This is a genomic window from Paenibacillus sp. FSL R7-0048 (genome assembly GCF_038004505.1).
In the GTDB taxonomy this organism is placed as follows: Bacteria; Bacillota; Bacilli; order Paenibacillales; family Paenibacillaceae; genus Paenibacillus_AQ; species Paenibacillus_AQ odorifer.
Window position 1 is genome coordinate 5,907,024 of record NZ_JBBORF010000001.1, and the last position, 14,198, is coordinate 5,921,221.

Sequence of the window (14,198 nt, forward strand, 5' to 3'; positions counted from 1 at the left end):
GGAAATTACGACATTTTTGTGATGTGAGCTATAATGGTAAACAGTTGCAGCTATAATTCATCTAGAAAGGGGGGCACCGACATTACTGACTGGAACCTTCAGCCGCTTATTGACGGTATTACTAACCTAGACATTCGCAGTTGTTTGATCATTCAACATGGAGAACCCATACTGGAGCATTACCGCGATCCACAAATCGCTGAAGAGCTTGGCAAAATCAACTCGTGCACCAAAAGCATACTCTCCGCCTTAGTTTGCATAGCCATAGATAAACAAATGATTCCACCTCCAGACACACCTATTTCTTTATTTTTTCCTTCATTAAAAGAAGATCGTGACCCACGTAAAAGAGAGATCACTATCGAACACTTATTAACGATGACCGGAGGCTTTAACTGGACAGAGTTTGGTGGGCAGAATTCTTTTCCGGCCATGACTAAAACCGCAGACTGGATAAAATTTGTGCTTGCACAGCCATTAGCTCATACACCAGGAACCGTGATGACTTATAACTCAGGCTCCTCTCAGCTCTTGTCCGCAATCCTGCGTGATTGTGCTGGACAGGCGGTTGCAGAATTTGCCGAAGACCAGCTGTTTCAACCACTTGGCATTCAAAGCTATCACTGGGAGAGCGATCCGCAAGGCATACATACCGGTGGGTTCGGACTTCATCTGAAGCCGGAGGATATGCTGAAATTCGGCTTACTTTATTTGCAAGAGGGACGCTGGAAGGATCAGCAAATCCTTTTTTCAGATACAATTCAGCAATCTACTCGCCCTTACGTTGAAGCCAATCATCCGCAAAAAGGATTCTACGGCTGGCATTGGTGGGTATCCCAATTCAATGCAGGTTCAGAGCAACAGCCGAACGAGATCCCTTATTATTTTGCACTCGGCTTTAAAGGGCAGCATATCATTGTAGTTCCTGCTTACGAGCTGGTTGCCGTTATCACCGCGGATAAGTACAAAAAAGGCTCTCCTGCAAATGTTTTCGGCCGATTTATTGTGCCAGCTCTTCTAGGGCAGTAAGAACCAGGAATCACATGCAGTTCTATGTGTGGATACCACACAATCCATAAAGCAGCCGCAGCCATAGACTGATAAAGTCTTGGGCTGTCGCTGTTAGTTTTGTACAAATGATCGCTATTAATTTTTCTTCAACTCGTTTGCTACAAGCTTAAATGACGCCAAATTTCTTTAATGCGTAGGCTATCCCGCCTTCACTTGCTTTTTTTGTAACAAAATCGGCTTTTTGTTTTAACTGTTCCGCACCGTTTCCCATCGCAATGCCCAATCCCACATACTCCAACATGTCGATATCATTCCCACCGTCACCAAACGCGATAGCCTCTGACTTGCAAATATTCAGATAATCCAGCACCTGTTTAATCGCCGTTGATTTAGAAACTTGTGTTTCTTCAAGCACATTCATAACGTATCCGTGAAAACGTTCGAACCATAATTCAGGAAATCTTGGGATGCTTCTATCAATTTCACTCACTAGAGTACCGTCCACATCAAAAAATACAATCTTATACATATTATGAAATAAGCCTCCCCGTTCGAACGTAACTAGATAGATTATATTTCATGGGATCTAAAACAAGAAGGAAGCCGATCACACGGATCAGCTTCCTTCTTGTTTTCTTATTCAGCTTCGGCACAACAAGCTTACGTCGTTAATTTTGCATATACCACAAAAAATAACATCATTTCACCAATGATCAGGTAATTAGGTATAAGGAACAACAAATCTACTACGAAAAAAACACCAAGTAAACCTAATAACAACGCCAAATGGAATATCCCTAACCGTTGCTGTATACGTCTATATTTATGGAAGACCAGTGAGGTAGAGCAGAAGTAGAGCAGGACCGATCCAAAAATAAAACACACCATAAATGTATAATTTAATTGATCTAAAAATAGCAGTTGGATCGAAGCTGCAATCATACTCAAGGATACATAAATAAATAAATGCCCGTAAATTATGGTTTGCCCGGCAGTCTCTATAGTCTTATCCACTTTCTTTTCAACATTATCAAAATATTGCCACCACATAGCTATAATTAATAGAAAAGTTAATAATGCAAATACAATAGATTGCCACGTCCAGTGACTAGACTGTAAAACCGCAAGGATACTGACCACTGATTCCCCAAGCAGAATAAGCGTAAACAACGAGAAGCGTTCCAATAAATGATGAGTATTGATCGGACTTTTCACCAAGTATTTCCGGCCTACTAATGGAAGCAGAATGTCTACAGTAATTCCCGCATACAAAACTACATAACGCATCCAAGAGTCAAAGAAAAGTGATAAAGAAGAGATCACTAATCCAATCCAAAATCTGCTTCCCAAATACCGGGCAGTGCCCTTTCTATCAGCCGCTTCATTCTTATTTATCGTAAGATATTGAATGGCTGTCATAGCTCTTAAACCAACATAACCTATTAAGAATGGCATATAATATTGATCAAAGTTAACCGATAGGCTCGCCGTCATTATTAATACAAAAAATAATTGTAGAATCAAGAATATCCGATGTGAAAAGATATCTTGCCCAAACCGATTCACAAAAAGCGATTGCCCTACCCAAGCCCACCAGATCGGAATAAATATTAAGATAAATTTGGATAAGTATTCAAGTGGAATTGTACCCGCCTCTACATGCAATAGGACATGGCTCGCTTTTGAAACTGCTGCTACAAAAAGCAGATCATAAAATAGCTCCAGCCAAGTAACTTTCTTCTCAGCAATGGATACTGTACTGTGCTCAAATCCCGATTTGCGTTTATTCATCGTCTGACTCCCTTGGTTTGGATGTGTATTTCTAATACAGTTTATCGAATACTTATCCATCTTAACCGAATTGATATACTAATTTGAAGACCCTTTACCTAAAAATAAAACCAGCAAGCCTCCACACAGAGAGCTTGCTGGTTTTTAGTAAATAAAGTTATTCCCCGGCAATACCGGAGCGTTCCACACTTTCTACAAAATGACGCTGTACGAACAAATACAGAATCAGAATTGGCAGAATGGTTAGAATACACGCCGCCATAACCTGATTCAGTCCAGTTGGGGCCATCCCAATAGAACCCGAAGTCATTTGCGACATCGTCTCCGCTGCCTGATTATTGGAACCATAAAACATCGCTAATCGCTGCGACAGATTATAGAAATCCGGTGTTGTTAAATACGTATTCGGTTCAAAGCTGTCATTCCAGTGCCATACCACAGAGAACAAGAATACGATCAGCATTGCCGGCTTGGCGATAGGAAACATGATTTTCCAGTACGTTCTGAATGCGCCTGCACCGTCGATACGTGCTGCTTCCTCCAACACTTTAGGCATTCCGCGATAGAACTGAATAAAGATCAGTACGAATAATGCCCCCTTCAACCCGTGCCCAAACATAGAAGGAACCACAAACGGCAAATGTGTATTAATCCACCCCAAGTCACTAAAGAACAAATACAGTGGCACAACAATCGTCTGCGGTGGAACTAGAAAAGTAAACAGCAGCAGAACGAAACATACTGCGTAGCCTGGAAAACGGTATCTGGCAAAACCATAACCGATTAAGGAACAGCTTAAGATTTGCAGAACCGCACTCCCGAAGGAAATAATCGCACTATTTGCGAACCCGGCCCAGAATTTAAGCGAATCCCATGCCAGAAAATAGTTGCCAAAACTTATCTTTTTCGGAAGCCATTGCACTGTGGCATCAGCTACGTCTGTTACTTGCATCATGGATTTGGATACCATGTATAACAAGGGATATAGGAATACGAACGTTAAGCTGAGAATAACCAAGTAATAAAAAGCGATATTCAGCACCTGAAGCGAACGTTTCACGACCCTGTCCAGCTTGCCGCTTGCTTTTAGACGAGTTGTCAGATGTTCCATGATCGTTGTCCGAACCTGCTTTACGGATTCCTTCAACATCTTCTACTTCCTCCCTTCGGTGGCACCGAGCGACTTGCTGAATAACAGGAAGACCAAACCCAGAACCAAGAAAATAAACACAAAATAAATCCAACCCATCGCTGAGCCATATCCAAAATCATTATTCTTAAAGACGACATTCAAAATATGACTCATGATTTGATTATCTGCCTTCGTGAATGAGCTGACGATACTAAACAACGTGTTTACAAGCATCATCGGCATAATCATCGGGAAGGTGATTTTCCAAAAGCTCTCCCACGCGGTTGCTCCATCACATTTGGCCGCTTCATACAGTGAAACAGAAATCGTCTGTAACCCCGCTAGAAAAATCAGAATTTGCACGCCAGAATCCCACATCACCAGCGTTAAAGATTCTGCATATTTCAGCAATGACTTCAAAATGTCTCCGGGGATAAAGTTATGGAGCTTATCATATAAATCCTGATTATAAAAAATTGGTAAATTTGCGGCACCCTGATCCATCAATTTGCCCAGAATCGCCCCTGAAGCAATGATGACCGGCAAAAAGAACACGCCACGAAAAAAGGTTTTTCCTACGAGTCCGCGATTTAGCAGAATCGCACAAAAGAGCGAAAAGATAAGAATTAACGGAACCTGAGTCACCGTCGACACCATCGTCGATTTCAGCAGAGGCAAGAAATTAACATCTGTAGTAAAAGCAGCGCGATAATGCTCCATCCCAACAAAAGTGGCCAGTAAACCGCCTTTGCTCACTTGGAGATCCTGAAAGGAATAATACAAGGAACGGCCCAGCGGAACAGCCATAAACACCAGAAATCCGACCAGCCACAGGCCGATGAAGGAATATCCTTCAACGAAATAACGCGCTCGCATCGATAGCTTTGATTTTTTCACTTCATCATCCTCCTGTTACCGCATAGCTGAATGCCTCGACGGTCTGACCAGACACGTCAACGGACTGCTCATTATAGTTGACTATAATGCTCACACCGTTTGCATAAGTCGTCCGAAAGACCTTACTTTGCAGCTGCTCATGATTCGTCATTTGCTGGTTGCTAATGCTGTCATAGACCTCTTTCAATGTGAGATAATTCTGCACAGAAGGTGCCAGCCAGTTCTCAAGACTAGAGCTGAACAGCCGGTCTGCCATGGTTCTCTGAAGATCGCTAGTCGGAGCATAGGTTAATTCATAACTTGGAAGGGCTCCATATTCCAGCGCCCGTAAGGTTTGGTTACGGGAATCATCGTACAGATTAACCGGGCTTGCTGTATAAGGCACTAAGCCGTGTAACACTAGTTGATAAAAAGGAATCGCCCGATCTGTATAGAAAAATTGACTGGAGTCGAGCGGCACCTGATCAATCCGGTTCACATGTCCTAATGTATAGGCAAAACCATAATCTACTGCCGTGTTAAGCTCACCCTTACGGAAGTTATCCAATGCATTAACATAAGTATCTTCTGTAAGCTGGCGGTCCGTATTGGATTTATTATCCTCATCGGAGTATAGCAAGCTTCCAAAGTGTTCAAACTGCACACCCTTCACACCCAGATCCTGAAACTTGCTTAACTCAGCATTACTGCGTTTTGCGATAACACTAGGTTTCATTAAATAAAAATAGTCATCCGTATTCCACCGGGTAGAGAGATAATAGACGTACTGCTTCAAGACTTCACGATTAATACCGCGCACAGCATCTCTGCTTGCCTTCACGCCGTTGCTATCTTGGTAAGGTTTCACGTAGTTAGCTTTCAAATAAAGATTTACGCCCTTGCCTGCGGCATATTCCTGAAGCTCTTTTAGTCCCTTATTGCCTCCCAGCTTCTTCTCAACAGGGAATTGTTCTGGCTGGTTTCCGTATAAACCATTTTTGGACCATCCCTCGATCGTAATCTCTAGCTGAGTAACACCCTCTGCCTGATATTGATCAATCATGTCCTTGATTTGTTTAAACGTAGCTGCTTCTATAAAAGTTGAACCGATGACTTCATCACGTGAAATCCCACCGAGCACTTGAAGATACAATGGCGTGTTCTCAAGAACTACTTCCTTGACCTTTTTCTCTTCCATTAAGTAATTACGGTATTCCTTCGCCATCCCAACGTAGTTGGCTTCCTCGCCTTGGAGCAGAACATAACGTACGCTACGATCGGTTTTGATCATCTCACCCTGATAATAAGGAATTTGGCCGGAATTGCCGACAAAAATAACATCATCCTTGCGCAGGGTAAATTCACTTGATGCTCTATAAAGCGAAATAGCGCGAATGCCTGATGGAACACCGTTGATTTTAGCGTCGGTATCTCCCTTAGTAACAATTGCTAAATATCCTGTGTCTCCCTGATAGATCCCAAACACTGGCAAGGCGATAGCTTTTTTAAGAGGTGCCGCCTTTTGCCAAGAGTTATCCGTAATTTCATGATTTTGTTTCACAAAGGTTTCGTCCCCGCCGTAAATGTATTCATAATAACCTTTCAAATAAGCGGGATGATCTTTCCGAAACTCCAGCAATGCCCCTGAACCATCTGGAAGCATCATTGCCCCCTCTGCATCTTCTCTAGCCGCATGAAAAAATGGCAGCACCTCCAGACTCGTGAATTTCGCATTCCCCTCTTCCTTCAAATACTCCTGTGGAATGGAAGCCTCAAATCCATTAGCAGTCAGTCTGTACTCCAGAGCAAAAGAAAGCTTCAGGCTAATAAAAGCAAACTCCGCGCGGACGACATCTTGCTCAATCGTTACGGTAACCGTGGAGTCTTCATCTTTAAGTGGGTAGACCTGTGTAATGTCAGCCCCCTGTGTGTATCTGGCATAAATTGGCGCGGTCGTATATTTCTTAATATTTGGCATGGCTGTTCGCTCCAGCTGTGGAGATCCAAGCCACTCCTTGTTTGTGATTTTGTCTGTGATGCGAAGATTTCCCGATTTCTCATCTACATATAAAATATAGCGTTCGTTCTCCAATGCTTTTGTTCCAGGCGTGACCGGCTGTAGCTCAACCTTCTGTACAGGTGCTGCTACAGCGGCTGGAGCCTGCTCTTCTACGGGAGCCGTGGTCTCCTTTTCTTGCACAGAAGTGGCCTGCCCTTCAGCTGGTTCAGTCACCACCGATGTTTGCTCTTGCCCAACCTCTTTGCTTTCTTCAGCCTGAACAGACTGCGCAGCGGTGGACGGATCGGCGGAACTGTGTAGGGGTTGAACATTTATCACTGCGAACAGCATCATCACAACAATACAGAGAATGCCCCGCACTTTAACTTTTTTTCTCATCGTGTTACCTTTCCCTCCTTACGCGCGCAATCTCAACTCTTTGAGCAGATCGACAATAAATGAAACAAATTGATTGGAAATACCAAACAGCAAAATGCCTACAAACCAGATAATGGCGATCCCTATTACACTGATTATGGTGATAAAAATAACCTTTCGAATCTCAAAATCATGCAGGATCTTCACCTTCATTAAAATCAACCAAGCCACCCAAAGAATCACAAACTTGTGCAGCAGATTGAAGGTTGAAGCCTCATCCAGCGAAAGGATCAACGTTAGCAGTGTGACTGGGATGATAAAGAGCATGTATGGAACAAGCGCAAAGGCACTGCCCACAAAAATCTCTTTAAATTTCCCCTCACCATCCATAATCGTACTGACACCCCAGTTCGAGATACACCAGGTCAACCAAGGAACGATAAGCCAAATAAACTCATGAAACATAGAGATTTCATGCGGCTCTCTAGTTTGAAAAGCATACCCTGTAATCAGAATCGAGATCATTCGTGCCACAAAGGTCAGTAGAACGATGGCAATCCCCTGTATCCAGCGGATACGCTGCTTACCCTGAATATCGTTATAGAACTGATAAGGATGAACTACAACCTGATGAATCATTCGCAAAGTGTTCATCCAATCTCCCCCTTTGCCGGGTCCAATACTGCCTTGTTTCCTCTATACAGCCAGGCATGGAATCTCCGGTATAATCTCGGCGCACTCCAGAACAGTACTAAGAACAGTCCAATTCCGCCCGCGAAGAAATAAGTAAAGTGCTCCCGGATATACAATTTACGATATTCGCGGAAAGCGGATGAATAGTCAGCTTTGGAATTTGAAAGCTTGAAATAGCTCATAGATTCCTTATATTGCTCTGCTTTATAAAGCGCTTTGCCGATAGCCTGATAAGCCATATCATAATTGGCGTTTAATCGCAGCACCTCTTGCCATAAGGATTGCGCTTCGTCATAGCTGCCATCTACATATAGCAAAGATGCCTGATGAACCAAATCCGCAAACGGCGTGGTCCGGAAGCGATCGATTCTGCCCCGTCCTTTATCCACTACATAGATGAGACCATCAGCGGTTTGATCTACGGCGGAAGGAGTCACGAAGAGTCCATTCTGATCCCCGATCCCGCCGAAGCTGAATAACAAATTCCCCAGCTTGTCATATTGAAAGACTTTACTGGACTGCAAATCCAGCGCGGTTATAAACCCGTTCTTATCAATACTGATTCCCATAAAGGAAGCCATACTGAATGGACCCTCGGAGTAATAATCGCCGTACCAGCGTTTACCAATGTTCAGCGTATCTACGCCTACCGGAGATAACCGTTTGATCTGGTTATACTCTTCGCCCAGGGTTGTGCTGTAGATAAATCCTTCTTCATCCAGATCCACGTTGGAGAACTCAGAAGGTTTAACCGTCGCCAGCTGGTTCTGCTGCTCTTTGGTGGCCACCAGCTTAATTAAGAGTCGTGTCCAGGAGAAGCCTACATGGTTCGCTCCATAGAACCCCTTGAACTTACCGCCCGAGTCAATTTGCAGCAACCCCTGCGTGTTACCATCGCTCACCACATACATATAATCACGCTTATCTACAACTAATTTAGAAGGAGAATAAGAGAAATTAGCACCCAGTAATGGGCTATCCGGTTTTAGAAACTCTTTTACGAACTTTCCATTTTTATCAAAAATAGCAATACGCGCGTTTTTTGTATCTGCTACATATACCGTTCCATCCTCTTTCACGAATACACCCTTCGGCTCCTGCAGCTTGCCGCTGCCTTCCGTATCGCCGATCAGATTTAGCAGACGACCGTCCTTATCCATATGAACAATACGGCTATTGCCCGTGTCTACTACGTAGAGTGAATCGTCATCACTAATAAAGAGAGATTCCGGATTTTTGAAGGACCCCGTATCTGTTCCTGTTGGATCGATAGAAGAATCGTAGAGATAACCATTAATCGAGCGGACCTCATTGCCGGACTGATTCCACGTATACCCCTCATACGGGGCTTCGCCAGCTAGTGCCTGCCCTGGAAGCAGCAGCACTGGCAGTGTCAGCGTCACCAGTAGCCCTGTTAGCAGCATTTTTTTCATATTGCGTCCTATCATCATTACTCCCCCTATTCCTTCAGCCCCGAATGGGCCATTGTCTGAAGCACCATCCGCTGCGTTAATATAAAGACAAGAATAGTCGGGAGAATCATCAAGAAGCTTGCTGCTGCCAAAGTACCTACCCTAGCAACGACTCCGGCTCCACCACTGATGGTTTGGATGGCAAGCGGCAATGTCTTCATTTCCTGAACAGTCGTATACACCATTGAAGGATACGGATCATTCCAAGCAGAAATAAAGCTAAATAAAGCAAAAGTCGAAATCGCCGGCTTAAGCATTGGCATCACAATCACCCAGAATACCTTCCATTCTGAAGCCCCGTCTATGCGGGCCGCCTCTAATAAAGCATCTGGAAGCTGCCGCAGGAACTGGGTCATAAGAAACATTCCCATCGGTGCAGCCAGATAAGGTAAGATCATTGCAAAATACGAATTCATTAATCCGCTGCGGCTAATCAGCAGATATTGCGGAATTTGCAATACTAAAGGTGAGAACATCAGCGCCGCCACAATCATACTAAAGATAGCGCTTTTAAATGGCATATTGTGCTTGGCAAGCGGATAAGCCGCCATTGCTGAAATTAAGACACCCCCGACCACAATCCCCGATGTAACGACCACGCTATTGAAAATAAACCGTGAGAACGGCACCGCCGAAGTTCCGGTAATTAACAGCAAATCACGAAAGTTCACCAACGTCGGATTCACTACGAAAAACCGCGGTGGGAACAGGAATAGTTCGCTTGTTGGTTTTAAAGCAGTCACTGCCATATAGACAAGTGGCAGCAGCATAATTAGGCCAAACACCGTTAAGAACAGATATAAAAAGATGCCGCCATAGTCAATACGCCGTAAATTTATTTTGTGCATCCTAATCCCTCCCCAGCACTTTGAAGATGAGACGGTTGAGCCCAAGCATCAAAGCGAACAGTAATACAGCAATCGCTGACGCATATCCCATCTCAAAGCGGATAAATGCGTAGTCGAACAGATGCGCCATAATCGTATGGCCTGCATAAAGGGGACTCGGAAATCCAACAAGCCGCATACTGACGTCAAAAACGGTAAGCGAACCGACCACCTGCATCACCGCACCGAATAATAGCTGCGGTTTGACGCATGGAATCGTAATGTACCAAAGCTCCTGCCAGCGGTACTTGACCCCATCAATTGAGCCAGCTTCATATAAATCTGTCGGTACATTTTGAAGTCCGGCCAGAAAAGCAAGGAAACCTACCCCCATACTCATCCATAAGGAAACTATGATGATCACCGGTACGATCGAATCTACATTTTGTAGAAATAAATAAGGTTCATTGATAATCCCCAGCTGAATGAGCCAGTGATTGAGCAACCCCTTGCGGTCGCCGGCGAACAAATACAACCAAACCACGGACATTGCTACTGCACTTGTAATCGATGGCACATAGTAGCATAGGGTATAGAAAAAGCGGAACTTCTGCGGAATCTGGCTAATCAGCCAGGCCAGCAAGAAGGCCATAATATAACCTATCGGACCTGTAATAATGGCAAATTTCAGCGTAATCCCAACAGCTTTAAGAAAGATATCATCGTCTACAAACAACAGCTTATAGTTAGAGAAGCCAATGAATCTCGGTGTCTCAATAATGTTGTAATAGCTGAAGCTTAGAACGACGGACATGATAATAGGAACAATAGTAAAAACGGTGAACAGAATCAGGAAAGGGGCCAAGAAATAATAGGAAACTTTATTTTTCTTGATATCCAACCAAAGCTGAGCCCATTTCCCGGGAGTTTTCGTCGGCTGCATCTGTACGGCTTCGTTCTGTGCCGGTGTGATTATTTCACTACTCATTTCTGACCTCCTTCCTCTTTAGCGCTTGAAGTCTGGGAAGTTTCAATTCCGAACTCTTCGCGTTTCTTACTAAGCTCTTTATTGATTTCACGCACACCTTGCTCCATCGCCTCCCGCGGGAATTTACCGTTGAGCACAATTTCATTCCAGATGTTGGCGATATGCCGGGTCGTGTAATATCCTCCAAGCACCACTTCGCGCTCTTTAAACCACTCCCACTGTTCCATAATGGCGTCGATATCATCTTGCTGCCACGGCAGACGTTTGAGCGCTTCAACATTGGCTGTATTCCAACGAGCTTCAACACCCAGCAAAGACTCAAGCTCTGAGCCGAAGTTCTCCTGTGCATCCGCACTGGTCCACCATTTCAGGAACTCCCAAGACTCTTCTTTCATATCCGTATCCTTAAAAATAATTCCTGTCTGTGCAAGCCCGCCTGTAGAACGGTTAATCTGTCCATCGGCTTGTTCAATACCCGGCATTGGTTTCATGCCCCACCAGCCTGTCAACTCAGGTGCGGCAGTAGATAACAGAATGTATGTGGAATAATCAGCAACGCCGATTGGCATCTCTCCAGAACGGAAACGGTTATAGAAATCCGCTTGTTTCTGCAGCTTGTAGTTCGTAAAGAGTCCCGTCCACATTTTCATAGCTGTCAGTGCTTCTGGTGAATCCAGATCAGACAACATCCCATTATTCTTATAGAAATCTCCACCATACTGGAATAAGAACGGCGCAAACTCATTAATGGCTAGACTCGGATTGTTCGGGGCATGTGGATAATAGAAGTCCATCCCGTTTTGTTGCAGCACAGGAATCAGTTCCATAACCTCTTGCCACGTATTCGGAATATCCTTCTCGCTAATGCCCAGCTGTGCCATAATATCTTTCCGGTAAAAGAGCATCGTGAAGTTCTGATTCTCCGGCAATGCGAAGTCTCCGTTATCATACTTATAAGGAATCAGTGCGCCCGCTCTGAAACGTTCAGCAACCTCTTGATAATCCGAGAATTCATTCAGATTCACGAGTGAATTCCGCACCGCGAAGTCAATCGGCACTTCACCCTCAACCCCCAGTGCCACATCGGGAGCAAGTCCGGCAGTATTGGCTAATAACAGAATCTGCTTCTGATCCGCTGCAAGCGTAGGAGTAATATTGACGTTCACCTTGATGCCCGTGTTTGGTGTAAAGTCCTCATCCACCATTTGCTTAATGATCTCCGCCCAATCACGTCCACGAGAGATCCAGACATCCAGCACCTTTTCATTTTTGTACGTATTTCCTATGCCGCTGTAATCCTTTGTAAAAGAACTAAAGAAGTCATACGTCATCGTCCCTACACGGGTATACCAAGGAGCCGCGTCTTTAGGCCATGGCTGATCTTCCGACTTCACTTCAATATAGTCCATTACAATACTCTGCTTCATTAATCCGTTGACCCATAAGCCAAGCGATGACTGCAGATCCGTAAATTGCTGAAGACGACCTGGAATACTTGAGGTATCCTTCGCCATTTCCAGGAACCGATCACGTGCTTCATAAAGCGTACTCAGCTCAGAGCTTCCATCAGCAACGCCAAAAGCATACATATCCTGCACGGCATCATCCAACGTCCGCGCCATCAAATGTAAACGTGGCACAAGATTAGGAATGTTCTGCTCCAGCTGCCAATCCCCGTTTGGATCAGGGTTCGTTCCCGTTACCTGCGTGATTTCACGTCCCAAAAGAGACATTTTATGTGTAGTGTTCAGCACAGCTTCAATCATTCCGCCTACACCCGATACTTGAACTTCCATCCGCAACGTATGCTTGCCTTGTTCGAGATAAAAGAAGTATTCTCCGTCCTCATTTCCCAGCTTGTTTACTTGCCATTCCGCTTTGTAAGGGAATTTCAAGGCATTCAGCTCTTGGAACGGTACCTCGCCATCAATCATAATCCGGCGTTCCACCGGTATCCCGTTTAGGAACCACTGGCCGTAACGAATTGCGATATTGTAGAGCCCTGACTCAGGAATCTCGAAATCCCATTCCGCCCATTGTCCACCCGTACGCCACCCGACACCCCCAAAACTATTAAGCACAATAGCATCTTTGTTAAAAGGTTCGGTGAGTGGCTCCCGGTCCTCGATCCGCTTCAGCGTTGGATCTGAACGAAGGGAGGATTCTTCTGCCTGAATTTTGATCACTTGATTCTGAACAGGCTTGTAACCCTTATTCTCATACTCCTGCTTCACTTCCGCATAAGTCGGGAGCGGTTCTGGAGAAAATATTCTCAGTTCACTAAGTGCGGCCGGCTCCCGGATGGCTTCCAGCTTCACCGTATGCTCCCCTTTGGTCAGATAAAAGCGAAAGGGATCCGCAGTTCTGGCCTCGGCATCTCGAAACTCCCGATATTGCCAGCCTGTTACCTCTTCCCGCTTGGGATTAAATTCATTCCCTTGATTGTCCAGCCATGGCTCTGCACTTTCCTTCCACATCCGCTGGAATTCCATTTTTTTTACTTGAGAGAATAAATACTCCCCATCAATCTTTACGCTTCGAATGATCGAGGATCGTTTACCAGGAAGGGCATAATACTCCATCCCCATCTGATACAACCCATCTGCCGGAACCGTAAATGTATATTCCACCCAGCTATCCTCTGCTTTAAGCGCTAGTACCTTGCCGGGTTTTCCACCAAGATCCGTCATTACCTCTGTACCTTCAGCACTAATGGCCGTATAATCCGCCGAAGGAATAGCAAGCGTAAAATCCGATGAGTCCTTTGCTCCATCCTGCTGTTTTTCCTCGTAATAGCTTAAGTAAGAGGCTTCGAGTTTTGAATTCACACTATCGCTTTCTAAAATAGAGCTTTCATCAACATCCGCATAAACGGGGACGCCCTCCATCGCTGAATTATCAAACCCTCGTGATTGATTCCACCACATTAGGGAGACTCCTAAAAGTACCAGTAACAACAAACTAATCTTATATTTTCGCAGTATGCGTAACACGCATCGGTCTCCTCCCATCTTTACGGGCCTCTCGGACT

Annotated in this window: 10 protein-coding genes and 1 pseudogene; 1 reads left to right on the forward strand and 10 read right to left on the reverse strand. The window is 44.6% G+C overall.

Annotation, left to right across the window (positions count from 1 at the left end; translation table 11 throughout):
* Positions 1-33: 33 nt before the first annotated feature.
* The gene (locus tag NSQ91_RS26170) at positions 34-1,029 is read left to right on the forward strand and encodes a serine hydrolase domain-containing protein (RefSeq protein WP_340920514.1); all 996 of its coding nucleotides are present in this window, start codon (positions 34-36) and stop codon (positions 1,027-1,029) included.
* Positions 1,030-1,177: 148 nt separating this feature from the next.
* Here NSQ91_RS26170 and NSQ91_RS26175 read toward each other — a convergent pair.
* From NSQ91_RS26175 to NSQ91_RS26220, 10 genes and pseudogenes are all read right to left on the reverse strand, one after another.
* A pseudogene (locus NSQ91_RS26175) lies at positions 1,178-1,474 on the reverse strand (HAD-IIB family hydrolase); the annotation flags it as partial.
* Between the two features lie 197 nt (positions 1,475-1,671).
* On the reverse strand, positions 1,672-2,760 hold the full coding sequence (locus tag NSQ91_RS26180) for a low temperature requirement protein A (protein ID WP_340921558.1): 1,089 nt from the start codon (positions 2,758-2,760) through the stop codon (positions 1,672-1,674).
* A gap of 199 nt (positions 2,761-2,959) precedes the next feature.
* Positions 2,960-3,952, reverse strand: a complete 993-nt coding sequence (locus NSQ91_RS26185) for a carbohydrate ABC transporter permease (RefSeq protein WP_340920517.1) — start codon at positions 3,950-3,952, stop codon at positions 2,960-2,962.
* 3 nt (positions 3,953-3,955) lie between these two features.
* Entirely contained in the window at positions 3,956-4,831 is an 876-nt protein-coding gene (locus tag NSQ91_RS26190; protein WP_081382489.1) for a carbohydrate ABC transporter permease, read from the reverse strand.
* A gap of 4 nt (positions 4,832-4,835) precedes the next feature.
* Positions 4,836-7,208: a DUF5696 domain-containing protein gene (locus NSQ91_RS26195; RefSeq protein ID WP_340920520.1), complete on the reverse strand. Its 2,373-nt coding sequence runs from the start codon at positions 7,206-7,208 to the stop codon at positions 4,836-4,838.
* 18 nt (positions 7,209-7,226) lie between these two features.
* The gene (locus NSQ91_RS26200) at positions 7,227-7,841 is read right to left on the reverse strand and encodes a YIP1 family protein (RefSeq protein ID WP_076303280.1); all 615 of its coding nucleotides are present in this window, start codon (positions 7,839-7,841) and stop codon (positions 7,227-7,229) included.
* Positions 7,838-9,331, reverse strand: a complete 1,494-nt coding sequence (locus NSQ91_RS26205; RefSeq protein WP_339244739.1) for a hypothetical protein — start codon at positions 9,329-9,331, stop codon at positions 7,838-7,840. The genes NSQ91_RS26200 and NSQ91_RS26205 overlap by 4 nt, the downstream gene beginning before the upstream one ends.
* 8 nt (positions 9,332-9,339) lie before the next feature.
* Positions 9,340-10,200, reverse strand: a complete 861-nt coding sequence (locus NSQ91_RS26210) for a carbohydrate ABC transporter permease (RefSeq protein ID WP_340920524.1) — start codon at positions 10,198-10,200, stop codon at positions 9,340-9,342.
* Position 10,201: 1 nt separating this feature from the next.
* Positions 10,202-11,167 carry a carbohydrate ABC transporter permease gene (locus NSQ91_RS26215; protein ID WP_076129175.1) on the reverse strand — a complete coding sequence of 322 codons (966 nt, stop codon included), beginning with the start codon at positions 11,165-11,167 and terminating at the stop codon, positions 10,202-10,204.
* Positions 11,164-14,094: an extracellular solute-binding protein gene (locus NSQ91_RS26220; RefSeq protein WP_340920528.1), complete on the reverse strand. Its 2,931-nt coding sequence runs from the start codon at positions 14,092-14,094 to the stop codon at positions 11,164-11,166. Before NSQ91_RS26220 ends, NSQ91_RS26215 begins: the two co-directional genes overlap by 4 nt.
* Positions 14,095-14,198 lie beyond the last annotated feature (104 nt).